The organism is Corynebacterium comes (assembly GCF_009734405.1).
Lineage (GTDB): Bacteria > Actinomycetota > Actinomycetes > Mycobacteriales > Mycobacteriaceae > Corynebacterium > Corynebacterium comes.
The window spans coordinates 1286882-1310295 of record NZ_CP046453.1 but is presented as its reverse complement, the minus strand read 5'-3'; the positions used below and the strand labels follow the sequence as shown (position 1 = coordinate 1310295).

Here is a 23414-nt window from a genome sequence, read left to right as displayed (position 1 = left end):
AGTCTAGGCCGTGTGACATTCGGCGAAGTTTTTGTTGCTAATCACTTTTGTAGGACTATGTGATGTGTGTAACATGCGCGTATGGCTACCATCACCCGAACCGAGCGACTCATCCTCATGCCCCTGAGCGCCAAGCACGACGAAGAGGCCTACAAGGTCTACAGCGACAAGCGACTCTGGACCCACCGTCCGCATGCACGTCACGAGGACGTCCGCGAAACCCACCAGCTCATCGGCCGCACCCAGGCCTCCTGGGCGGCGAAGGATCTCGGCCCCTGGGGCGTTTACCTGCGGGACCAGCCTTCCGAGTTCATCGGCGTCGGCGGCATCGAGCTTGTCGACGGCCGCGTCTGGGACCTCAAGTACCGCTTCCGTCCCGACAAGTGGGGCAACGGCTACGCCACCGAGGTCGCCGAGGCCGCCCTCAAGGCCGTGCGCCGCATGGACCCTGACACCCCCGTCACCGCGCGCATCACCACCAACCACCCGGCCTCCGCGCGCATCCTGGAGAAGCTCGGCTTCACGCCGGTCTGGGAGGGTCGTCGCGTCGGCACCGAGGAGGATCCGACCGAGCCGGACGTGCGTATCTACGCGGACCGGGACCTCCCTCCGGAGATCCTCGAGTTCCTCAAGGCACGACCCTGAGGTCTGCGGACACCGGGCGGGACCATCCTCCCGCCCCTCAGTCCCAGTTCGTGGCCGCGACGACGGTGGGATCCACCTCGAGCCCGGTCCAGGAGACCGACAGCTCCCCCAGCGGCTCCTCCTGCCGGGTTTCCACGGCCTGCGCCTTGTAGAGCTCAAGGAGTGCGAGGAATCGCCCGACGATCTCCATGGAGACGGTGCAGTCGCGGACGAGCGCGGGGAAGGTGACCCAGTGGTCTGCCCCCATGAGGCGGAGAGTGTCCAGGATGCGCCCGGCCTGTTCGGGGACGGACACCTCCACCTGGTGCAGGTGTGAGGTCCCCACCTGTTCCGGGGGCCGGGGGCGGAAGACGCCCACCGCCAGCTCGGCGAAGGTGGCCGGAGTGTGGCCGAGGGTGACGGGGGGCAGCAGGTCCGCGAACTGTTTCTCCGGGCCGACGGCACGCGGGTAGCGGCGCAGAGCCTTCTTCTGCCATCGGTCGAACAAGTCCGCCACCTGCTTGTAGGCACGGTACTGGAGCAGTCGCGCGAAGAGCAGGTCCCTGGTCTCCAGGAGAGCCAGATCATCGACGTCATCGACATCGCCCCGCGGCAGGAGCCGGGCCGCCTTCAGGTCGAGCAGCGTTGCCGCGACAACGAGGAATTCCGTGGTCTCATCCAGGTCCGCAGTCGCGCCGAGGGCACGGGTGTAGGCGATGAAGTCGTCGGTGACCTCAGCGAGTGCGATCTCGGTGACGTCGAGCTTCCGGGAGCCGATGAGGTGGAGAAGCAGGTCGAACGGGCCCTCGAAATTGTTCAGGGCGACCCGAAACCCTGGCCCGGGGATCGAGGTCACCGCTTGGCGGTCCGCTCCAGCACCTCTCGCGCCAGGTGGCGGTACTGCTGCGCCCCCTGGGAGTTGGGCGCCCAGGTGATGATCGGCTCACCGGCCACCGATGTTTCCGGGAAGCGGACGGTGCGGGTGATCACCGCATCAAAGACCTTGTCCCCGAACACCTCGACCACGCGCGACATGACCTCCCGGGCGTGGCCGGTACGGCGGTCGAACATGGTGACCAGGATGCCCACGATCTCCAGATCGAAGTTGAGCCGGTCGGCGACCTTCTCCACGGTGTCGGTGAGCAGCGCCAGGCCACGGAGCGAGAAGTACTCGCACTCCATGGGGATGATCACGCCGTGGGCGCAGGCGAGCGCGTTGACGGTGAGCAGCCCGAGGGAGGGCTGGCAGTCGAGGATGATGAAGTCATATTCCTTCAACACCGGGCGCAGCGCACGGGCGAGGGTCTGTTCCCGCCCGACCTCGTTCACCAGCTGAATCTCAGCCGCCGACAGGTCGATGTTGGCGGGCACCAGGTCCATGTTCGGGATACCCGTCTGATGGATGGCCGAGTGGATGGAGGTCTGGTTGTCCAGGAGCAGATCGTAGACGGTGATGTCGAGTTCGTCGTGCATCACGCCGAGGCCCGCGGAGAGCGCGCCCTGGGGGTCGAGGTCGACGAGCAGAACCTTGCGGCCGAGTTCGGCGAGGCAGGCGCCCATGTTGATGGTGGACGTCGTCTTTCCGACGCCGCCCTTCTGGTTGCACATCGCCAGGATCTTCGCGGGCCCGTGCTTCTCCAGCGGCTCCAGCTCTGGAAGTTCACGCATCGGCCGACCGGTGAGGCCGAGCTCAACATCGTGATCATCGGACTGTCCCTCTCGGCTCACAGTCATCCCCTCTTCCTTGACCAAATCCACTCCGGCGCTGAGCACCTCTGCTGTTCAATAGGTTACATCGTGCGCACTGTCGACCCGCGAGACACGTCGAAACCGAAAATGATCAAGCCCTGAAACTTGATTTAAGGGCGTTCTACTGGCCCTCCTCAGTCACGTCCGCGTCTGCGGCGGGCGAGGAAGAACACCACTCCGACGATGACCAGGAGGCCGAGAACTCCCGCCCCGGCAAGCTGGGCGACGCCCGTCACGTCCCCGCCGGCCACACCTGCCGCTTCTGCGCGCGCCGTCGACGCGGGATCGCCGTCATCCGCGCCCCCGTCGATCGGGACGTTCGGATCAGTGAGGGTGACCACGGCCACGGCGGCGCCATCACGCACCAGTTCCATGATGAAGGGGTTGTCGGGGGTCTCGCCCTCGGGGTAGGTCAGCGTGAGTGTCCGCGAGCCTTCGTCGATGTCGCGGGCCACGCCCTTGATCAGCCGTCCTTCCGCGTCCAGGTAGCGCAGCGTCAGGCCGTCGCGGGAAACGTCCTTGAACTGGTTCAGCAGCTTCAGCGCCTGCATCATCCCCAGGGAGGCGACGATCCGGTTACCTTCGACCGTCGACTCCAATTCGATGAGCTCGGCGCCGCTGCGGTCCGCCGCGGAGGCCGCGGAACCGTCGTCCGGGGACGTCTCCCCCGGCACCCTTCCTGCCGTACCTTCCGACAATCCTGCGGAGGACTCATCCGGACCACTCCCGGGAGCTTCTCCGCCCCCGGTGGGACCCGGGGACGCGGGGGACGCGGGGACGGAGGCACCCTCCTCCGCCACCAGGGTCAGGTTCGCGCTGTATCCCGCCGCAGAAACCGGGACCACGATGCTGGTTCCTCCCTCCGCCGGCGCCGTGACCGAGACGGCCGTGCCCGCAGAGGTGACCGACCAACCGCCGGAGTTGTAGCTGACGCTCACCGGCACCCCGAGATCGACGGTGGTGGTCTGCCCGGCCGGAACCGAGATCGGCGCGCCGACGACCTCCTGGACGTTGACCCCCGGGGGAAGTGCCGGGAGCGCTGCGGCGGCAGGTGCCGTTCCCAGGAGAGCGATGAAGGTGGCGATCGTGATAACGCGGCGCACGGTGTCCTTTCGTGGGGTGTCCGGAATCGACTGCTCACCCTACCGCCCCCCGTTCACGAGTGCTGCATGCAAACTCCCGGAACCTGGACATCAACTTCCGTAAAATGAGAGTCAAAAGTAATAGACCAGCAGAGAGGTGTCGTCATGCCTTCGAGCACGCCCCGTCGATGGGCGGTCACGGGTCTCAACACCATCTCTGCCCTTATCGGTAATGAAGATCCCTGCGGAATCTATGTCCTCGAATTCGAAAATGGTGAGTCCTATGTCGGACAAGCTGTCGACGTACGCAAACGGTTTGTGTCCCATTGCAGGAATTCCGCGCATCACCCTGCGTGGCATGACATCACCCACATTTCTTTTACGCCGTACCCCGCCGCCGAATTGAATGTCCGCGAAACAACAGTGATTCAGGCCCTAAAGCGTGAGGGGTGTCCCCTCCGCAATAAAGCGATGAATCTTTTCCACGAACAAGTGTCCCCCTTGGACAAGGTCATTTCGCCGGTCGACCAGTACCACTGGGCGGATTCCGAATATCTCCACCGGACAGCCAGCCAGGTACCGGAGCGGAAAATGGCCCGCGCGATTGCGGACCTTCCGCCGGGAGCTTCAAAGATGTCGAGGCTCCCTATGTACGGGGAATGTCTGGCCGATGTTGCCGCGTTCATTGATCTCGTGCTCCCCGACCCACTCGCAACGATGGAGAAATACTGGACTGTCTCCGACTGTCCGTCCACAAATGGAGGTCGCTTCTACACGGTCAACGTGGGCGTTCTGGAAATGCTCCGCTGCATCAGAGCTTTTGGAGAACGAAGCTGTCTGAATACGATCGTCTGGCCAGAACTCCGGGACGAAGATCCGGACTCATCCATGCTGTTTACATTTGAAGAGCCGGAGGGGATAGAAGTTCTCGCCTATAACCTCACATATCCTAAGGCGACTGTAACCGCAGCTGAATTCGAGACTGGGTCTCTCCGTGGCCTCCTAGAGAGCAACCCCGACGTTCTGGCAGATGCCCGCGCTCTGGCTGTTGCGCTGATGCGGACCGGCACGGCCGGACTATTCCGTCGCTGGCATTCCAAGGAACTCACACGCGAAGCTTTGCTGGAGATTTGGGAGCATCGTCAGCGGAAGTAGTCAGGCCCACGCACGCACCCTGCAGCACATCTATCTGTTCCGCACAGCTCAGTACAGAAGGCCTATCCATGGATTTCCTCTTCCGGCACGCTATCGTGCCCGGTTGATGGCCGATGACGTCTCCGTGAATCTCGGCACCGAACGATCATCGCTCATCTATCGCTCTCGTTGTCCCCGGGCACACGCATCTTCGTCGTCGGTGAGAATGGCCGCGACGAGACCACCCTTCTTGAGACTCTGATCGGGCGGATCCGACCGAATTCAGGCCCTGGGGTGCGCCTCCCGCCACACCTGCCGGAGGTTCTCTGCGGTGACGTGGGTGTAGATCTGTGTGGTGGTCACCGAGGAATGGCCGAGGAGTTCCTGGACTACACGGACGTCGGCGCCGCCCTCGAGCAGGTGGGTGGCATAGGAATGGCGCAGCGTGTGCGGTGAGATCTCCTTGTCCAGCCCGGCGCGCTGTGCCGCGGTCTTGAGCACCGCCCACGCGCTCTGCCGGGACAGCGCCCCACCCCGGGTGTTGAGCAGCAGGGCGTGACTTTTCCCCCTGGCGAAGGCCGGGCGGGCCCGCACCAGGTAGGCGTCGGCGGCCTCGAGTGCTTTGGATCCGACGGGGACGAGCCGCTGTTTGCCGCCCTTGCCGGTGATGCGCAGGATGCCGTCGCAGTCGGTGAGGTCGTCGACAAGCAGGCCCGTGACCTCCGAGATGCGCGCGCCGGTGCCGTAGAGCAGTTCCAGCAGCGCCTTGTCCCGCAGGTCGACGGGAGTGGCGAGGTCGTCGGTGGGGACGGCGTCGAGAAGCTGCGCCACCTCCGTGACGCTCAATGTGTCCGGCAGATGACGCCCGGCCTGCGGCGGGGAGACCTCTGCGGCGACATCGACGCCGACGATGCCCTCCCGCACGGCGAACTTGTGCAGGCCGCGGGCGACGACGAGCGCCCGTCCGGTCGACGTGGCCGCCAGCCCGGAGCGACGCAGGTCGGCGACGTAGGCCTCGACGTCAGGGGTGGAGACGTCGGAGAGTCCGGAGCGCCCGGCCGCCTCCAGCCAGGTGAGATAACGCTCGACGTCGCGTCGGTAGTTGCTCAGCGTGTTGGCCGACAGCCCACGCTCCACGGCGAGATGGTCCAGCCACGTCGCCGCGCATTCGCGCGCGGTGGTCACAGGGGCAGTGTCTTCAGGTCCGGGCCGAGCCCTGCTTCCCGACGCCGCCGCGGCAGTGCCGTCGGCCGCCACGGGTTGGGCACGTCGACCGGCCGCGGGGTGGCCCGTCCTGCGAGCACCTCGGAGGCGGTCATGATTCCGGAGATGGCGATGGCGTTCATGATCTCACCACGCAGGATCATGTCGCGTGCCGTGGCGAGCGGGGTCCACTCGAGGACCAGGTCGGCCTCCTCGTGCTCCACCTCTCCGCGCTGCGTGTCGTGCAGATCGCGGGCGAGGAACACGCGGACGGTCTCATCGCAGAATCCGGGCGAGGTCACCAGGTCACAGAGCACGTCCCAACGGTCGGCGGCGAGGGCCGCCTCCTCGGCGAGTTCGCGTTGTGCCGTGGAGATCTCGTCCTCGCCGTCGACGTCGAGAAGCCCGGCGGGCAGCTCCCACAGGCGGGCCCGCACGCTGTGGCGGTACTGCCGTACCAGGGCGATCTCCCCGTTGTCGCGGACCGCGACGACCGCGACCGCCCCGAAGTGCTCCACGATCTCGCGGCGTCCGGTGTCTCCGCCGGGCATCGCGAGGGTGTCGCGACGGACCGCGAGGATCGGGGACTCGAGCAGCAGCTCGCTGTCCAGGACGCGGAAATCATGGGTGCCGGGGCTTGTCATGCTGACTAATCTACCGACAGTGCCGCGCCCAGCAGCCCCACGAACAGCGGGTGTGCCCGAGTCGGCCGGGAGCGGAACTCCGGGTGCGCCTGTGTGGCCACCAGGTAGGGGTGCTGTTCGCGGGGGTATTCCACGAACTCCACCAGTCGGCCGTCCGGTGACGTGCCAGAGAACTGCAGGCCTGAGCCGGCGGTGATCTCCTCGCGGTAGGCGTTGTTGACCTCGTAGCGGTGGCGGTGGCGTTCGCTGACCTGGAGTTCGCCGTAGGTCCCGGCGACGACGGAGCCCGCCACGAGAGTGGCCGGGTAGGCCCCGAGGCGCATCGTGCCGCCCAGGTCGGCCTCGCCCGCCACGGCCGCGCGTTGCTCCGCCATCGTCGCGATGACCGGGGTGTCGGTCTCCGGGTCGAACTCGGTGGAGGTGGCGCCCACCAGCCCGGCGGCACGTGCGGCTTCGATGACGACGGTCTGCAGACCCAGGCAGATGCCGAGCATCGGCAGCCGGTGCGTGCGGCAGTAGCTGACCGCACCGATCTTGCCCTCGATGCCGCGGTGGCCGAAGCCGCCGGGGATGATCACGGCGTCCACCCCCTCCAGGGCTGCGGCGGCCCCGTCGGCGCACTCGTCGGCGGGGATCCACACCACCTCGGCGCGTACCCGGTGATGGAAGCCGGCGGCATGGACGGCCTCGATGACCGAGAGGTAGGCGTCGGGCAGTTCGGTGTACTTGCCCACGATGCCCACGGTCACCGTCCCCTTCGGATGGCGGACGCGGTCAAGCAGGTCCTGCCAGCTGCGCCAGTCGGGCTCCCCGTCCGGTAGACGCAGCCGGTCGAGGAGGAAGGAGTCCAGACCCTGGGTATGGAGGACCTCGGGGATGTCGTAGATGGAGGGGGCGTCGGCGCAGGAGATGACGCCGGCCTCGTCGACGTCGCACATCAACGCGATCTTGCGCTTGAGCCCCTCGGGCACCTCCCGGTCGCAGCGCAGGACGATGGCGTCGGGCTGGATGCCGATGGAGCGCAGCGTGGCCACCGAGTGTTGCGTGGGCTTGGTCTTCAGTTCCCCGGAGGGCGCCAGGTAGGGGACGAGCGAGACGTGGATGAAGGCGATGTTCTCCCGGCCGACGGTGTGGCGCAACTGCCGTGCCGCCTCGAGGAAGGGCAGGGACTCGATGTCCCCGACAGTGCCGCCGATCTCGGTGATCACCACGTCGACGCCTTCGCCGACCGCCACCATCCGGTCGCGGATCTCATCTGTGATGTGCGGGATGACCTGCACCGTCCTGCCCAGGTATCCGCCGCGGCGTTCCTTGGCGATGACCGAGGAGTACACCGCTCCCGTGGTCACGTTCGCGTTCCGGGTCAGATCCCGGTCGAGGAATCGCTCGTAGTGGCCCAGGTCGAGGTCTGTTTCGGCGCCGTCGTCGGTGACGAAGACCTCTCCGTGTTCGAAGGGGTTCATCGTGCCGGGGTCGACGTTGAGGTACGGGTCGAGTTTCTGCATTGTCACCCGCAGGCCGCGGGCTGTGAGCAGGCGGCCGAGGCTGGCGGCCGTGAGCCCCTTGCCCAGGGAGGAGACGACTCCTCCGGTGACGATGATGTGGCGAGTGGATTCAGGCATGTGAGCCTCCCGTGGGTCCGTGGATGATGGAGCACTACGGAACCTCAGAATAACCTATCTATCAACAGATAGGAATACCCCCCGGCTCAGGGCGCCGGGCTGGCCGCTTCCGCGGACTCGGCCGAACCGTAGGCCCCGGTCTCCCCCGCCAGCTGCTCACGGACCGAAAGCACCGTGGCCATCTTTCCCACGGCCCGGTCCACGGAATCGATGGTGGAGACCCCGTTCTCCGGGTTCGCGCGGACCAGACCGACCGCGCCGGTGTCCGCGGCGGTACGGATCCGTCCGGCCAGGACGGCACCGTTACCGCTGCCGTCCAGGGCCGAGACGAAGTCAGCCAGGTTGCGGGCCGCCAGCCCGGCCTCGCCGCCACCGTCCGAATCACCCGTGACCACCACGATGACCTGTGCGGGCAGGATCGTACCGTCCTCGTAGTCCAGGTATCCCGCGTCCCGCAGCGCACGCAGCAGCAGGGCCCGTTCATCCGAGGTGGCCCGCTGCTCCCCCGTCCCCGGGTCGAGCGTGAGCGCGGAGCCCAGCGCCTCCCCTGCGTGCAGACCCGGGTCGAGGCGGTCCTCCGAGAGCCTCGCCCCGGCAGGAAGAGTGTTCGCCACGATGGACTTGAGCTGATCGGCCCCGGCGCTGGTGAAGAACTCCTCGCCCAGCGTGATGGTGCCCGCGTCGATGGCGGCGGCGTCGGAAAGCAGCTTCTCGACGCCCGCCACATCCTCCTCGACCGCGTCCACGGTCCGGATAACCAGGATGGGACGATCAGCGAGCGTGCCCTCAACCGCCGAGGTGGCCAGCTCACCGACCACACTGTCAGCGGAGGCCATCTGCGCCTCGGCGATGTCGGCGCGGACGTTCGCGGCCTCGAGATCCTGCTGCGGGACGCCGGCCGAAGGTCCGGATCCCTCGGGCATGTTGGGGGCGATCACCAACGTGCCCAGCAGCACGCCGGCAGCGACACCGAATCCCAGTCCACCGACCAGCCATCCGGCCTTTCCACTTCCTCGTGCCATGTCTTCGCTCCCTTAACGGAACCAGCCCTGGAAGGTCAGCGCGATGCTGTTCCAGGTGTCGATGAGGTTGTCGGTGAATGAGCCCGGGCCGGCCAGACCGACGACGAGGACAATCACGGCCAGCGCCACGAGGATGCCCAGCACCGCCCACAACCAGCCCACACCCTTGCCGCTGCCCATGTTGTAGAGCCCGACGATGGCGTTCGCATCGACGAGCTTCGGCCCGAGCTTCGAGCGGACGAGCATCGCCGCGGGGGTCGCGCTCGCTTCGTCGGCGAAGACGTCATCCAGATCAAATGGGCTGCCGGCGAGCACGATCAGCTTCGCACCGTGGTAGTCGGCGAGCAGGAGTGCCAGGTCAGTGGCGGAATCGGTCGCCGCCGGGAAGGTCATCGCGCCGACGCCGAGATCCTGGATCCGCTCCAGCCCGGCGGCATGACCGTCCGGGTCCGCCGGAAGGACGACGCGGGCGCCGCTGCGCAGCGTATCCGCCCCGATGCCGGCCGGGTTACCCACGATGAGGTCGGGCTTGTAGCCGAGCTCGACCAGGGTGTCCGCGGCCGAGTCCACACCGATGATCACCGGTTCGTATTCGCGGATGAAGTTGCGCAGCAGCTTCACCTCGTTGCGGTGTTCCGCGCCGGGGCTGACCACGAGAACCTTCTTGCCGCGGATCTCCGTGCCGGTGTCCGGGATGCCCAGTCCGTCGAGGAGCAACGGCCCCTCGGAGTGGATGAACTGGATGGTGTTGCCGAAGAACGCCTCCATGCGGTCCACCAGGGACTGCTGGGCGGAGGTGAAGGTCGTCTCCGCGGACTGCGGGGTGACCACGGTGCCGCCACCGATCGCACGGTCCCCGATGTGGACCTCGCCGTCCTCGGTGATGCGGCCCTTCTTGCCGTCCTTGAGCGAGGTACCGATTTCGGCGCCGACACCCTCGACGAGCAGCATCCCGGATTCCAGCAGCATGTGGGGGCCGAAGTTGGGGACCGCGCCCGTGGAGAACTGGGAGACGTTGACCACGGCGGCCGGCTTGGCGTCGATGAGCCGCTGGGCCTCCTGCCGGGAGATGTCAGGGGTGTTGATGACGGCGATGTCACCGGCACGCAGGCGCGACTGGCCTTTGCCTCCGGCAGTGCAATCGCGCAGGGTGCCCTGGAGCCCGGGCAGTTCGGCGGTGCGGGAGAACAGACTCATGAGGCCATTGTGACGGCCCTCCCGCCCGGAATGGTGAAGGCGCGCGGGACTCAGCCGCGACGAAACTCCTCGCGTTCGGTCCGGGCACGTTCCAGCAGCTCCGCGGCATGCGCCCGGCCGGTGTCGGTGTCGTCCAGCCCGGCAAGCATGCGGGCCAGTTCCTCCACCCGCTGCTCCGGGCTGAGCGTGAGCACGCCCGACGTGACGGCCTCGTCCCCCACATCCTTGGCCACGTGAAGATGGGTGTCCGCGTAGGCCGCGACCTGCGGGAGGTGGGTGACCACGATGACCTGGTTACGCGTGGCCAGTCGCGCCAGTCGCCTGCCGATCTCCACGGCGGCGCGTCCGCCCACGCCGGCGTCGACCTCGTCGAAAACGAGGGTCGCGCCCTGCGTCCCGGCGGAGAGGATCACCTCCAGCGCCAGCATGACGCGGGAGAGCTCGCCGCCGGAGGCCGAGGAGGCCAACGGCCGGGGCTCGGTGCCCGCGTTGGGGGCGAGCATGAGCTCCACCTCGTCGGCGCCGTCGCGTCCCGGGGCGACGTCACGCACGTCAACCACCAACCTGGCCTTGGCCATCGCGAGGCCCTGGAGCTCCGCGGTGACCTCCCCGGCAAGCCTGCCTGCGGCCTTCCTCCGTGCAGCACTGAGCTTCCTGGCGGCGGCGGTCATCGTCTTTTTCGCCGCAGCCACCTGCTTCTTCAGTTCATCCAGCGCCTCGGAGGAGATGTCGATCCTGCCCAGTCGCGTCCGGGCCTTGTCCCGCCAGGCGAGCACCCCGTCGATGTCGGGCGCGTATTTGCGGGTGAGCATCTTCAGCTGCTGCTGTCGCTGCAGGAGCTGCTCGAGCTGCTCCGGGTCCGCCGGCAGGTCGGTCAGAAATCCGCCGAGCTCCACGGAGATCTCGGAGAGTTGCGTGGTGATCTCCGTGAGGCGCTCCCCCAGCTCCTTCAGTTCGGCGTCCTCGGACCCGCTCAGCGCCGTCGCTGCCCGGCCCAGCAGCGTGGAGGCGGGATCCTCCTCGGAGTAGCCGCCGAGGGATTCCGGACCGTCGATCGCCGAAAGCGCGGTGGACGCGTCCTCCCGCAGCGTGTCCACGTCCTGCAGCCGACGGATCAGGGTGAGGACCTCGGCGTCCTCACCGGGCTCGGGCTCGACGCCGTCGATTTCATCGAGCGCGAACTGCAGCCGGTCGATCTCCTGCGCCAACTCACGACGGGACTCGGTGCGCTGGCGCAGGTCCTTCTCCAGAGCGCGCCACTCCCGCCAGGCGCTGCGATAGTTCGCCAGCAGCGGAGAGATCGCCGGGTCGAACCTGTCGAGCGCGACGAGCTGCTGCTCCGGGGCAAGCAGACGCAGCTGATCGTTCTGACCGTGGATGGTCAGCAGTGGGGCCGCGAACTCCGCCAGCGTCGCCGCCGGGACGGAACGCCCGCCCAGGTGCGCGCGGGAACGTCCGTTGGCGTTGACGGTGCGGGAGGCGATGAACTCGCCGTTCTCGTCGGGGGCGCCCCCGGCGGCATCCACAAGTTCAACCACCTGACCTGCGACGTCCTCTGCCAGCGAGGAGGTGATGAACCGGCCCTCGACGACTGCCTGGAGTGCGCCGTTGCGCACCCGGGAAGCGTCGGCGCGGCCGCCGGCCAGCAGTCGCAGACCGGTGACCACCATGGTTTTACCGGCGCCGGTCTCACCGGTCAGGACGGTGAGACCCTCGGCCAGATCCGCGGAGGCGGCGGGGATGACGCCGAGGTTCTCGATGGCGATGTCAGCGAGCATGCCGCCAACCCTACCCGAACACCTGTACTAGATACCCGATTGACACTACGGGTTCTTCTGTGCCCTCGGGCCCCGCCAACCGGAGATCGGCAGGCGCAGCTTGGTCACCAGCCGGTCGGTGAAGGTGGAGTCGTCGAGACGCACCCACCGCACCGGACGGGAGCCGCGGACGACCTCGACGCGCGAGCCGGGGGGCATGGGGATGGGGCGGAAACCGTCCATGACGGCCATCGCGGGTGAGGACTCCGGGTTGGACTCGACCGCGACCGTCGACCGCGGGGAGACCACCAGCGGCTTCGTGAACAGCGCGTGCGCGTTGTTGGGGACCACCAGGATCGCGTCGAGCTCCGGCCACAGCACCGGGCCGCCGGCGGAGAACGCGTAGGCGGTCGAGCCCGTCGGAGTGGAGATGAGCACGCCGTCGCAGCCGAAGGAGGAGACGGGCCGTCCGTCCACCTCGAGGATGGCGTCGAGCACGCCGCGGCGGTTGAGGTTCTCCACGCTGACCTCGTTGAGGGCCCAGCCGCGGCCGATGACCTCGAGATCATTGTCCAGGACGGTGACGTCCACGGTCATGCGGTCCTCGACGCGATAGGAGCGGTCGATGACCCGTTGGATCGCCACATCCAGGGACTCCACCTCCCACTCGGCGAGGAAGCCGACATGCCCGAGGTTGATACCCAGGACCGGGACGTCCACGGAATGCGCCAGGTCCGCGGCACGGAGGAAAGTGCCGTCGCCACCGAGGACGAGCACCAGTTCACAGCCCTCGGCAGCATCCGCGGTGTGGGTGACACGCGACAGACGGGAGAGCACCGGGCTGCCCTCCAGGGGCCGCCCGTCCTGATGGACGAGGACACGGACGGTGATGCCGGCGGAGTCGAGAAGCTCAGCGGTGCGTTCCGCCGCCACGAGATTCTTGCTGCGCCCGGTATGCGGGACCAACAGAATCTCGCGGAACTCGTCGTTCAGGTGCTCACTCATTGGGGGCCCTCCTGCACGGCCTGGTCGATCATCACGGTCAGCTGCTCCGGCGCGGGCGCGGATGCGCCGCCGTCCTTGATCAGCCACAGAAAGTATTCTACGTTTCCGCTGGGCCCGGGAAGCGGCGACGCCACCACACCCCTGCAACTCAGCCCCAGGGTAGCGGCGAACTCCGCCACCTCCCGGGTGACCTCGGCGCGCAGCTGCGGACTGCGAACCACCCCACCCGAGCCCAGGCGGTCCTTGCCCACCTCGAACTGGGGCTTGACCATGGGCAGCAGATCCGCCCCATCGGTAAGGGACGCCACAATGGCGGGCAGCGTCAGGCGCAGCGAAATGAACGACAGATCGCCGACCATCATGTCGCACGGTCCGCCGCACATCTCGGGGGTGAGATGGCGGATGTTGGTCCGGTCGAGCACCCTCACGCGCGGATCATTCTGCAGCCGCCAGATGAGCTGGCCGTAACCGACGTCGACGGCGACGACCTCGGCGGCGTCGCGACGAAGCAGCACATCCGTGAATCCTCCCGTCGACGCACCCGCGTCCAGGACCTTCCGTCCGCTGACCTTCAGCCCCTGCGGCTCGAAGGTCTCGAGAGCGCCGAGCAACTTGTGGGCGCCCCGCGAGGCCCAGTCATCGTCCTCGGTCTCCTCCACACGGATGGACACCTCGGGTTCGACGACGGTCGCGGGCTTCATCGCCTGAAAGCCGCCGACGAACACCCGTCCGGCCCTGATCATCTCCACGGCCTGTTCCCGCGAACGGGCGATCTTGCGGCGGACCAGTTCGGCGTCCAGCCGCCTGCGTGCGACAGCCATGACTCGGCTCCTATCCGTTGTCCTGCAGGGCACGGTGCAGCACCGCGTGCGCCCGGGTGAGCTGATCGGCCTCCCCGGCCAGGCTGGTGGTCTCTTCTCCGAGGATGTCCGCCAGCTGCTTCTCCACGTCCCCCGGGCTCAGCCCTTCCTCCGCCCGCTTCTGCACCCGGGCCAGGTCGCCGGGGTTCACCACCAGTCCGCCACCGCGCGGTAGGCGTCATCGCTCATCGGGCGGATGAGCGCCGGCGGCTTCGGCAGCGCCCAGGCCACCTCCAGCACGGTCCGCAGCGCCTGAATGGAGGTCGAGCCTGCGGTGCCGCGCTCGAGCAGAATGTCATCGCCGTCGACGCGGGCGGTGAAACCGCCCTGGGCGCCCGGGGAGAGTTCCGCCGCCGACAGGTTCAGCTCATGCAGAGAATCAGCCACATAGGTGGGGCGCTGCTCCTTGACCGCCTCCACCAGTGCGATGTGTCCGGAAACGCCCGTGAGCACCTGGAACGTCGGCATGCCCGCGGCGTTGCCGCCTTCGATGTCCGTGTCCAGACGATCGCCCACCACCAGGGGCCGTTGAGCCCCCAGACGTCGTGCGGCGGTGTGCATCATCGCCGGCAGCGGCTTGCCCGCGGAGGTAGGGGTGACGCCCGTGGCGGACACGACAGCCGCGACCATCGAGCCGTTGCCCACCATCAGGCCCCGCTCCGTGGGCAGCGTGGTGTCCAGGTTGGAGGTGAAGTACGAGGCCCCGCCACGAATGGCCAGCGCTGCCTCCGAGAGCTGCGCCCAGGTCACCTCCGGGTCCAGCCCCTGCAGCACGGCCTTAGGCTTATCGTCTGCAGAGTCGACCACGACATAACCCGCCCGGGTCGCCAGCTCCTTGAAGGAGGAGGTACCGATGACATAGATCGCGTCACCCGGTTCCAGGGACCGGGCAGCCAGCTCGATGGCGGCCTGTGCGGAGGTGACCACGTCCTCTTCCACCGCGTTCAGGCCGATGCCCCGCAGCTTTTCTGCGACATCGGAAGGGGCGCGCATGGCGTTGTTGGTGATGTAGACGCCCGGCACCGGCGAGGCATTGATGGCCTCCACGGCCCCGGGGATGGCCCGTCCCCCTTCCCAGACGGTTCCGTCGAGATCGAGGAGCAGGGCATCATGGGTGGCTAGAAGGCTCATGTTTTCCCAGTGTAATCAGGTGTGTGGGGCTCAGGACAGTTCGGCGATGCGGTCGGCGGCATCCAGCATGCCGTCCTCATCGATCTTCTCGGCGTGCTCGAACCATTCGAGAGCCTCAGCCGTACGGCCGGCTGCAGCCAGCGCATCCGCATAGGCGTAGGACAGGCGTGCGTCGACCTGGCCGGTCGAGGCCTTGTCGGGGTTCAGACGCTGAAGGGTCACCACCGCGCTCTCCGGCTGGCTCATGTCGAGTCGCGCACCGGCGATGACGATGCCCAGTTCCACCGCCCCTTCACGGTCCAGCATCCGGGCCTCATCCGATCGGCCCAGCTCAACAGCCTTCTCCGGACGGCCGAGACCACGCTCGCAGTCGGCCATGACAGCCATCATGCCCGGTCCGCCCTGCATACGACGGGCAGCACGCAACTCGGAGAGCGCCTCTTTCCACTCGCCGGCACGGTAGGCGGCGATACCGTTGGTCTCACGTGCGACAGCCACCCGGCCGGCACGGTCCTTCGCGGCACGCGCATGACGCAGCGCCAGCTTCGGGTCATCCTCCATGAGGGTCGCCGCCATGATCATGTGGCGGGCGACAGCCTCGGCGTTGTCCTTGGACAACACCTTCAGATCCTGGAGCACCATCGGATCCAGGTCGGTGATCTCGATGTCGTCCGGAAGATCCGGCTCGGTCATCCGTTTGTTCAGTCGTTCCTCGCGGAAACCCGAGCGCTGAGGGCCGGAACGAATGTGGGAGGGACGATCCTCGCCGGCACGCTGGGCGTGACGGCGTTCCCCACCCGCACGACGGTCCCGGTCCCCCGGACCTTCACGACGGTCGCGGTAGTCACCGCGTCCCTGTCGTTCGCCCTGCCCTCCACGGTCGTCGCTGCGCTCTTCTCGGCGGCGGGGGCCACCGGGGCGCTGCGGACGTCCATCGTGGGAATCGTTCTGGCGGTCACGGCTCGGGCGATCGGACATGCGACTATTCTCTCCCATATTCTCTGCCCTCAGGCAGGTATGCGAAAAACGCGGTCCATCGAGGAGAAGACTCTCAACTCGACAGACCGCGTCTTTCATTCCTCTGTTAAATTTTAGTGTCGGCGGTAACCTACTCTCCCACACCCTCCCGGGTGCAGTACCATCGGCGCGGGCAGGCTTAGCTTCCGGGTTCGGAATGGGACCGGGCGTTTCCCTGCCGCTATCAACCACCGACACATCCCACGGAACAACCCCCCCACAAGAGGGGGTGGTGTCCCGGTGATACGGGTGTGCTGTGTCAGACACTGCATAGTGGACGCGGGCAACACTTACATATTGTGCTGCTGATGTGTTACGTGCGTTGCACACACCCCACGAGGTGGGATGGTATGTGTTTTTGTCGGTGTATTAGTACCGGTCACCTCCACACCTTACGGTGCGTCCAGATCCGGCCTATCAACCCCATCATCTATGGGGAACCTCAAAAGAAACCTCATCTCGAAACAGGCTTCCCGCTTAGATGCTTTCAGCGGTTATCCCTTCCGTACGTAGCCAACCAGCCCTGCTCCTGGCGGAACAACTGGCACACCAGAGGTACGTCCGTCCCGGTCCTCTCGTACTAGGGACAGCCTTCCTTAAGTTTCAACGCGCGCGGCGGATAGAGACCGAACTGTCTCACGACGTTCTAAACCCAGCTCGCGTACCGCTTTAATGGGCGAACAGCCCAACCCTTGGGACCTACTCCAGCCCCAGGATGCGACGAGCCGACATCGAGGTGCCAAACCATCCCGTCGATATGGACTCTTGGGGAAGATCAGCCTGTTATCCCCGGGGTACCTTTTATCCGTTGAGCGACACCACATCCACAAGTTGGTGCCGGATCACTAGTCCCGACTTTCGTCCCTGCTCGAGTTGTCACTCTCACAGTCAAGCTCCCTTGTGCACTTACACTCACCACCTGATTGCCAACCAGGCTGAGGGAACCTTTGGGCGCCTCCGTTACTATTTAGGAGGCAACCGCCCCAGTTAAACTACCCACCAGGCACTGTCCCCGACCCAGATCATGGGCCAAGGTTGAGGTATCCAATCCGATCAGAGTGGTATTTCAACAACGACTCCCACACAACTGGCGTCATGTGATCAACGTCTCCCACCTATCCTACACAAACCGAACCGAACACCAATACCAAGCTATAGTGAAGGTCCCGGGGTCTTTTCGTCCTGCCGCGCGTAACGAGCATCTTTACTCGTACTGCAATTTCACCGGGCCTGTGGTTGAGACAGCAGGGAAGTCGTTACGCCATTCGTGCAGGTCGGAACTTACCCGACAAGGAATTTCGCTACCTTAGGATGGTTATAGTTACCACCGCCGTTTACTGGGGCTTAAATTCTCAGCTTCGCAACCGCAAGGGTCACTAACCGGTCCTCTTAACCTTCCAGCACCGGGCAGGCGTCAGTCCGTATACCTCAACTTAAACGTTTTCGCACGGACCTGTGTTTTTAATAAACAGTCGCTTCCCTCTATTCTCTGCGACCACCACCAGCTCACGTTGCAAGAACGGTCACCGGTGCTGGCCCCCCTTCTCCCGAAGTTACGGGGGCATTTTGCCGAGTTCCTTAACCACAGTTCACCCGAACGCCTTAGTATTCTCTACCTGACTACCTGTGTCGGTTTGGGGTACGGGCCATGTATGTCCATCGCTAGAGGCTTTTCTCGACAGCACGGGATCACCGACATCACCCCGAAGGGCTACGCATCACGTCTCACACCTTGATGAGGGGCGGATTTGCCTGTCCCCTCGTGCTACACGCTTACACCACAATCCAATAAGTGGCACGGCTACCCCACTGCGTCACCCCATCGCTTGGCTACTACCAGATCAGGCTCCACGCACGCCCCGCCCCCGTCAGGCAAAGCCTGACAGGTGACGGATTATGGGTGGTTAGTATCACTGATTCACCATGGGCGCACATACACGGGTACGGGAATATCAACCCGTTGTCCATCGACTACGCCTGTCGGCCTCGCCTTAGGTCCCGACTCACCCTGGGAAGACGAACTTGACCCAGGAACCCTTAGTCATCCGGCGGGCAAGATTCTCACTTGCCAATTCGTTACTCATGCCTGCATTCTCACTCGCACACACTCCACAGCCCCTCACGGTACTGCTTCACCGCGTGCACGACGCTCCCCTACCCAACATCCACCAATGTGGATTGTTGCCGCGGCTTCGGCGGTGTACTTGAGCCCCATTACATTGTCGGCGCAGGACCACTCGACCAGTGAGCTATTACGCACTCTTTCAAGGATGGCTGCTTCTAAGCCAACCTCCTGGCTGTCTTCGCGATCCCACATCCTTTTCCACTTAGTACACCCTTAGGGGCCTTAGCCGGCGATCTGGGCTGTTTCCCTCTCGACTATGAAGCTTATCCCCCACAGTCTCACTGCTGCGCTAACTTAACCGGCATTCGGAGTTTGGCTGACATTGCTAAGATTGTAGTCCCGCTCAACCAACCAGTAGCTCTACCTCCGGCAAGCACCACGCAACGCTGCACCTAAATGCATTTCGGGGAGAACCAGCTATCACGGAGTTTGATTGGCCTTTCACCCCTACCCACAGCTCATCCCCTCAGTTTTCAACCTAAGTGGGTTCGCGCCTCCACGACGTCTTACCGTCGCTTCACACTGGCCATGGGTAGATCACCCCGCTTCGGGTCCAGGACATGCCACTAGATCACACTAGTTAGTATTCGCTTTCGCTACGGCTACCCCACAACGGGTTAACCTCGCGACATGCCGCTGACTCGCAGGCTCATTCTTCCAAAGGCACGCCATCACACACAAGAGGTGCTCTGACGGATTGTAGGCACATGGTTTCAGGTACTATTTCACTCCCCTCCCGGGGTACTTTTCACCATTCCCTCACGGTACTAATCCGCTATCGGTCATACTGGGTATTTAGGCTTACCGGGTGGTCCCGGCAGATTCACAGCAGATTTCACGTGCCCGCTGCTACTCGGGAATACGACAACACGGCACACACAGTCTTCACGTACGGGACTCTCACCCGCTCCGGTGGGCCTTCCCAGACCACTTCCGCTGACCACATGCACATCGTGCGGGCAGCCGGCAGGCCACCCCCATCGCATCCCACAACACCGCATGTGCAACCCCTGCCGGGTATCACACACACACGGTTTAGCCTCATCCGCGTTCGCTCGCCGCTACTGACGGAATCATTACCTTATTTTCTCTTCCTACGGGTACTGAGATGTTTCACTTCCCCGCGTCAACCTCCACCACAGCTATGAATTCACTGTGAGGTGACCACCCATAACGGTGGCCGGGTTTCCCCATTCGGACATCCTCGGATCAACGCTCAGTTGGCAGCTCCCCGAGGCATAACGCAGCCTCTCACGTCCTTCATCGGCCCAGTATGCCAAGGCATCCACCATGCGCCCTTACTACAAACACATTCCACCGACCCACCCACCCCCACAACAGGGACAGGCCGACCGGCGGGTGAACTAACACTCACACAAACATTCACCGCACACCCTCCCCCACCCGAAAGCAGGGACAAAGGCACACGGCACACACAAAATAAAGATGCTCGCGTCCACTATACAGTTCTCACACAACACACCACCCACCCCCACCGGCACCCGCACCGGGACACCACCGACCCCCCACAAGGAGGACCCGGCAGCACCCCGGTACCCACGGCACCGACGAAAACATGGATGATCACCGAAACAACAATGTTGTCCCAGACACCCAACAGCGTGCCAACATACCCTCTTCAACGTCTGTGACCCCGGCTGAAATTCGCCCACCCTCACGGTGTGCGTCCACCCGATTATCTGTTCGCCGGCGGGTTGACATTCGCAACCCCAACCAGCGGATGCGACGCCGCTACCGCGACGCCGACTGTCAAGCTCCTTAGAAAGGAGGTGATCCAGCCGCACCTTCCGGTACGGCTACCTTGTTACGACTTCGTCCCAATCGCCGATCCCACCTTCGACAGCTCCCTCCCACAAAGGGGTTGGGCCACTGGCTTCGGGTGTTACCAACTTTCATGACGTGACGGGCGGTGTGTACAAGGCCCGGGAACGTATTCACCGCAGCGTTGCTGATCTGCGATTACTAGCGACTCCGACTTCATGGGGTCGAGTTGCAGACCCCAATCCGAACTGAGGCCGGCTTTGAAGGATTAGCGCACTCTCGCGAGTTGGCGACCTGCTGTACCGACCATTGTAGCATGTGTGAAGCCCTGGACATAAGGGGCATGATGATTTGACGTCGTCCCCACCTTCCTCCGAGTTGACCCCGGCAGTCTCTCATGAGTCCCCACCATGACGTGCTGGCAACATAAGACAAGGGTTGCGCTCGTTGCGGGACTTAACCCAACATCTCACGACACGAGCTGACGACAACCATGCACCACCTGTACACCGACCACAAGGGAAGACGTATCTCTACGCCGGTCCGGTGTATGTCAAGCCCAGGTAAGGTTCTTCGCGTTGCATCGAATTAATCCACATGCTCCGCCGCTTGTGCGGGCCCCCGTCAATTCCTTTGAGTTTTAGCCTTGCGGCCGTACTCCCCAGGCGGGGCGCTTAATGCGTTAGCTACGGCACAGAAGACGTGGAAGTCCCCTACACCTAGCGCCCACCGTTTACGGCATGGACTACCAGGGTATCTAATCCTGTTCGCTACCCATGCTTTCGCTCCTCAGCGTCAGTAACTGCCCAGAGACCTGCCTTCGCCATTGGTGTTCCTCCTGATATCTGCGCATTTCACCGCTACACCAGGAATTCCAGTCTCCCCTACAGCACTCAAGTATTGCCCGTATCGCCTGCACGCCCGAGGTTGAGCCCCGGAATTTCACAGACGACGTGACAAACCACCTACGAGCTCTTTACGCCCAGTAATTCCGGACAACGCTCGCACCCTACGTATTACCGCGGCTGCTGGCACGTAGTTAGCCGGTGCTTCTTATACAGGTACCGTCATTTTCACTTCGTCCCTGTCGAAAGAGGTTTACAACCCGAAGGCCGTCATCCCCCACGCGGCGTCGCTGCATCAGGCTTCCGCCCATTGTGCAATATTCCCCACTGCTGCCTCCCGTAGGAGTCTGGGCCGTATCTCAGTCCCAATGTGGCCGTCCACCCTCTCAGGCCGGCTACCCGTCGACGCCTTGGTAGGCCATTACCCCACCAACAAGCTGATAGGCCGCGGGCTCATCCTGCACCGGAAAAACCTTTCCACCCCCCACACTAAAGAGAGGTCCTATCCGGTATTAGACCCAGTTTCCCAGGCTTATCCCGAAGTGCAGGGCAGATCACCCACGTGTTACTCACCCGTTCGCCACTCGAGTACTCCCGAAGGAGCCTTTCCGTTCGACTTGCATGTGTTAAGCACGCCGCCAGCGTTCGTCCTGAGCCAGGATCAAACTCTCCACAAAAACTTCAGAAAAAGTCTCAGGCGTAGAAAGCCCAAACCCAACCAAAAACAAACAACCAGCACACCACCACCCCGAAAGGCGATGATGTTTCAGTTGATTGCCAAAAAACAACCACAGCCACCCCGAACCACAAAAGGGTCCGGGACACCATGATCACCTAAAAAAATCTGTGACCCCTCACCCACCCTGACGGGGAAGGAAACGGGGGCCACCTACTTCCTATCAGCGACCATGACCATGCCTGCGCCACAACAACTCACACGATGACAACCACCGCGCGCATTATTTACAGTGGCACCCCGTTATGAACAGGTACCACCCGGCACACACCCACCCCACCCCCACAACACGGGGAGTCAGGGCCGATGAACGACACAACCAAAGTCACAAACAAAAGTACATTGGCACACTATTGAGTTCTCACACAACATCCGCACACCGATCTCTCACCCTTTCGGGCTTGGTCTTTGGCGGCTGGATTTCTAACTGTAGTTCACCGTTATCTTGGTGTCAACTTCGAGTTAATCTCCCGGTCACACTGTGCGTCTCGCAGTTTCCCGCGGCGCTCTGTGCGACTCCCATTAAGTTACTCAGCTCCCCCGCCTTCACCAAATCGCCTGTTCAGACGGGGTATCGCTGCGGCCTCAGCGGTCAGGCACTGATCTTCACGCCGGCGAAGTTCTTCTTGCCGCGGCGCAGGACCAGCCAGGAGCCGTGCAGGAGGTCTGCGTCAGTCGGCTCCCAGTCCTCGGATTCGATGCGCTCGTTGTTCACGTATGCGCCACCTTCCTTGATGGCACGACGTGCGGCGCCCCGGGAGTCGACGAGTCCGGTACCCACGAGCAGATCGACGATCTTGCGGTCCCCACCGGCATTGATCTCGAAAACCTCGGTTTCCGAGACCGCGGATGCGAGGGTCTTCTCGTCGAGGTCGCTCAGCTCGGCGCGGCCGAAGAGCGCCTGCGAGGCGAGCTCGACTGCCTTTGTCGCCTCTTCACCGTGGACGAGGTTGGTCATCTCGCGCGCGAGTCGTTTCTGCGCCTCGCGCTTGAACGGGCGCTCGGCGACCTCGGTCTCCAGTTCGGCGATCTCCGCCCGGGTGAGGAAGGTGAACCATTTGAGGTAGTCGATGACCACAGCATCGCCGGCGTTGATGAAGTACTGGTACCAGGAGTAGGGGCTGGTCTTCTCCGCGTCCAGCCACAGTTTTCCACCGCCGGTGGACTTGCCGAACTTGTTGCCCTCGGCGTCGGTGACCAACGGGACGGTGAGGCCGTGCACCTTGGCGCCGTCCATCCTCCGGTTGAGGTCGATGCCGGAGACGATGTTGCCCCACTGATCGCCGCCACCGATCTGGAGGATGGCGTCGAAGTTGCGCCGCAGCTGCACGAAGTCGTTGGCCTGCAGCAGCATGTAGGAGAACTCGGTGTAGGAGATGCCGTCAGTTTCCAGGCGACGCTTGACGGTGTCGCGGTCGAGCATGGTGTTGAGGGAGAAGTTCTTGCCCACATCGCGCAGGAAGTCGATGACGTTCATGCTCATCGTCCAGTCGGCGTTGTTCACCATGACGCCGTCGTTGTCCGCGCCGGCATCGAACTCGACGAAGCGACGCAGCTGGGACTTGATCGCCTCCATGTTCGCGGCGACGTCCTCGTCGGTGAGCATGCTGCGCTCCCCGACGTCACGCGGGTCACCGATCATGCCCGTGGCGCCGCCGGCCAGCGTGACGGGGCGGTGGCCGAAATCCTGGAAACGGCGCAGCATCACCATCGGCACCAGGTGGCCGGCATGGAGGGAGTCCCCGGTCGGGTCGAAACCGCAGTAGAGACTGATCGGCTTTTCACAGGCCTCGCGCAGGGCGTCCAGGTCGGTGGACTGGTTGATCAGGCCGCGCCAGGCGAGCTCGTCGATGATGTTCATGGGTGTTCTTCGGGATCC

The 23414-nt window shown here is 64.3% G+C and carries 16 protein-coding genes, 3 rRNA genes and 1 pseudogene; 2 read left to right on the top strand and 18 right to left on the bottom strand.

All coding sequences use genetic code 11. From position 1 onward, the window contains the following. Positions 1-81: 81 nt before the first annotated feature. On the top strand, positions 82-645 hold the full coding sequence (locus CETAM_RS06315) for a GNAT family N-acetyltransferase (RefSeq protein ID WP_156228017.1): 564 nt from the start codon (positions 82-84) through the stop codon (positions 643-645). 37 nt (positions 646-682) lie between these two features. Here CETAM_RS06315 and CETAM_RS06310 read toward each other — a convergent pair whose 3' ends face one another. The 3 genes from CETAM_RS06310 to CETAM_RS06300 all read right to left on the bottom strand — a co-directional run bounded on the left by CETAM_RS06310 (position 683) and on the right by CETAM_RS06300 (position 3476). Next, entirely contained in the window at positions 683-1480 is a 798-nt protein-coding gene (locus tag CETAM_RS06310) for a segregation and condensation protein A (protein ID WP_156228015.1), read from the bottom strand. Next, the gene (locus CETAM_RS06305) at positions 1477-2358 is read right to left on the bottom strand and encodes a ParA family protein (RefSeq protein WP_156228013.1); all 882 of its coding nucleotides are present in this window, start codon (positions 2356-2358) and stop codon (positions 1477-1479) included. The genes CETAM_RS06310 and CETAM_RS06305 overlap by 4 nt, the downstream gene beginning before the upstream one ends. 149 nt (positions 2359-2507) lie before the next feature. Then, on the bottom strand, positions 2508-3476 hold the full coding sequence (locus tag CETAM_RS06300) for a hypothetical protein (protein ID WP_231587607.1): 969 nt from the start codon (positions 3474-3476) through the stop codon (positions 2508-2510). A 144-nt stretch (positions 3477-3620) separates the two neighbouring features. Between CETAM_RS06300 and CETAM_RS06295 the strand changes: the two genes are divergently transcribed. Further along, positions 3621-4610 (top strand): GIY-YIG nuclease family protein, encoded by a 990-nt coding sequence (locus tag CETAM_RS06295; RefSeq protein ID WP_156228011.1) that lies wholly within the window; start codon positions 3621-3623, stop codon positions 4608-4610. Between the two features lie 261 nt (positions 4611-4871). Here CETAM_RS06295 and xerD read toward each other — a convergent pair whose 3' ends face one another. The 15 genes and pseudogenes from xerD to tyrS form a co-directional block, all read right to left on the bottom strand. Further along, positions 4872-5774: a site-specific tyrosine recombinase XerD gene (gene xerD, locus CETAM_RS06290; protein ID WP_156228009.1), complete on the bottom strand. Its 903-nt coding sequence runs from the start codon at positions 5772-5774 to the stop codon at positions 4872-4874. Continuing rightward, complete coding sequence (locus CETAM_RS06285; RefSeq protein ID WP_156228007.1) at positions 5771-6436, bottom strand: NUDIX domain-containing protein; 666 nt, start codon at positions 6434-6436, stop codon at positions 5771-5773. The genes xerD and CETAM_RS06285 overlap by 4 nt, the downstream gene beginning before the upstream one ends. A 5-nt stretch (positions 6437-6441) precedes the next feature. Continuing rightward, positions 6442-8058, bottom strand: coding sequence for a CTP synthase (locus CETAM_RS06280; RefSeq protein WP_156228005.1), 1617 nt, complete (start codon positions 8056-8058; stop codon positions 6442-6444). 86 nt (positions 8059-8144) lie between these two features. Continuing rightward, positions 8145-9080, bottom strand: a complete 936-nt coding sequence (locus CETAM_RS06275) for a copper transporter (RefSeq protein ID WP_156228003.1) — start codon at positions 9078-9080, stop codon at positions 8145-8147. Between the two features lie 12 nt (positions 9081-9092). Next, positions 9093-10277, bottom strand: a complete 1185-nt coding sequence (gene steA / locus CETAM_RS06270; protein WP_156228001.1) for a putative cytokinetic ring protein SteA — start codon at positions 10275-10277, stop codon at positions 9093-9095. Between the two features lie 50 nt (positions 10278-10327). After that, positions 10328-12055, bottom strand: a complete 1728-nt coding sequence (gene recN / locus CETAM_RS06265) for a DNA repair protein RecN (RefSeq protein WP_156227999.1) — start codon at positions 12053-12055, stop codon at positions 10328-10330. 45 nt (positions 12056-12100) lie between these two features. Next, positions 12101-13039 (bottom strand): NAD kinase, encoded by a 939-nt coding sequence (locus CETAM_RS06260; protein ID WP_156227997.1) that lies wholly within the window; start codon positions 13037-13039, stop codon positions 12101-12103. After that, complete coding sequence (locus CETAM_RS06255; RefSeq protein ID WP_156227995.1) at positions 13036-13860, bottom strand: TlyA family RNA methyltransferase; 825 nt, start codon at positions 13858-13860, stop codon at positions 13036-13038. The genes CETAM_RS06260 and CETAM_RS06255 overlap by 4 nt, the downstream gene beginning before the upstream one ends. A 10-nt stretch (positions 13861-13870) precedes the next feature. Then, on the bottom strand, positions 13871-14053 hold the full coding sequence (locus CETAM_RS06250; RefSeq protein ID WP_156227993.1) for a hypothetical protein: 183 nt from the start codon (positions 14051-14053) through the stop codon (positions 13871-13873). Further along, positions 14047-15030, bottom strand: coding sequence for an HAD-IIA family hydrolase (locus CETAM_RS06245; RefSeq protein WP_156227991.1), 984 nt, complete (start codon positions 15028-15030; stop codon positions 14047-14049). The genes CETAM_RS06250 and CETAM_RS06245 overlap by 7 nt, the downstream gene beginning before the upstream one ends. 30 nt (positions 15031-15060) lie before the next feature. Continuing rightward, a pseudogene (locus CETAM_RS06240) lies at positions 15061-16068 on the bottom strand (tetratricopeptide repeat protein); the annotation flags it as partial. A 57-nt stretch (positions 16069-16125) separates the two neighbouring features. After that, positions 16126-16243, bottom strand: a 5S ribosomal RNA gene (gene rrf / locus CETAM_RS06235). A gap of 153 nt (positions 16244-16396) precedes the next feature. Beyond that, positions 16397-19484: ribosomal RNA gene (locus CETAM_RS06230) — 23S ribosomal RNA — on the bottom strand. A 471-nt stretch (positions 19485-19955) separates the two neighbouring features. Then, positions 19956-21476: ribosomal RNA gene (locus CETAM_RS06225) — 16S ribosomal RNA — on the bottom strand. The 16S, 23S and 5S rRNA genes sit together here, the layout of an rRNA operon. 651 nt (positions 21477-22127) lie before the next feature. Continuing rightward, entirely contained in the window at positions 22128-23396 is a 1269-nt protein-coding gene (tyrS, locus tag CETAM_RS06220; RefSeq protein ID WP_156227987.1) for a tyrosine--tRNA ligase, read from the bottom strand. Between the last annotated feature and the right edge of the window lie 18 nt (positions 23397-23414).

Excerpts from the sequence above, each read along its gene's own strand:
- CETAM_RS06260 (WP_156227997.1), bottom strand. The coding sequence starts at position 13,039 with ATGAGTGAGCACCTGAACGACGAGTTCCGCGAGATTCTGTTGGTCCCG.
- CETAM_RS06275 (WP_156228003.1), bottom strand. The coding sequence starts at position 9,080 with ATGGCACGAGGAAGTGGAAAGGCCGGATGGCTGGTCGGTGGACTGGGA.
- CETAM_RS06255 (WP_156227995.1), bottom strand. The coding sequence starts at position 13,860 with ATGGCTGTCGCACGCAGGCGGCTGGACGCCGAACTGGTCCGCCGCAAG.
- CETAM_RS06305 (WP_156228013.1), bottom strand. The coding sequence starts at position 2,358 with ATGACTGTGAGCCGAGAGGGACAGTCCGATGATCACGATGTTGAGCTC.
- steA (WP_156228001.1), bottom strand. The coding sequence starts at position 10,277 with ATGAGTCTGTTCTCCCGCACCGCCGAACTGCCCGGGCTCCAGGGCACC.
- CETAM_RS06295 (WP_156228011.1), top strand. The coding sequence starts at position 3,621 with ATGCCTTCGAGCACGCCCCGTCGATGGGCGGTCACGGGTCTCAACACC.
- CETAM_RS06245 (WP_156227991.1), bottom strand. The coding sequence starts at position 15,030 with ATGAGCCTTCTAGCCACCCATGATGCCCTGCTCCTCGATCTCGACGGA.
- CETAM_RS06285 (WP_156228007.1), bottom strand. The coding sequence starts at position 6,436 with ATGACAAGCCCCGGCACCCATGATTTCCGCGTCCTGGACAGCGAGCTG.
- tyrS (WP_156227987.1), bottom strand. The coding sequence starts at position 23,396 with ATGAACATCATCGACGAGCTCGCCTGGCGCGGCCTGATCAACCAGTCC.
- recN (WP_156227999.1), bottom strand. The coding sequence starts at position 12,055 with ATGCTCGCTGACATCGCCATCGAGAACCTCGGCGTCATCCCCGCCGCC.
- CETAM_RS06280 (WP_156228005.1), bottom strand. The coding sequence starts at position 8,058 with ATGCCTGAATCCACTCGCCACATCATCGTCACCGGAGGAGTCGTCTCC.
- CETAM_RS06315 (WP_156228017.1), top strand. The coding sequence starts at position 82 with ATGGCTACCATCACCCGAACCGAGCGACTCATCCTCATGCCCCTGAGC.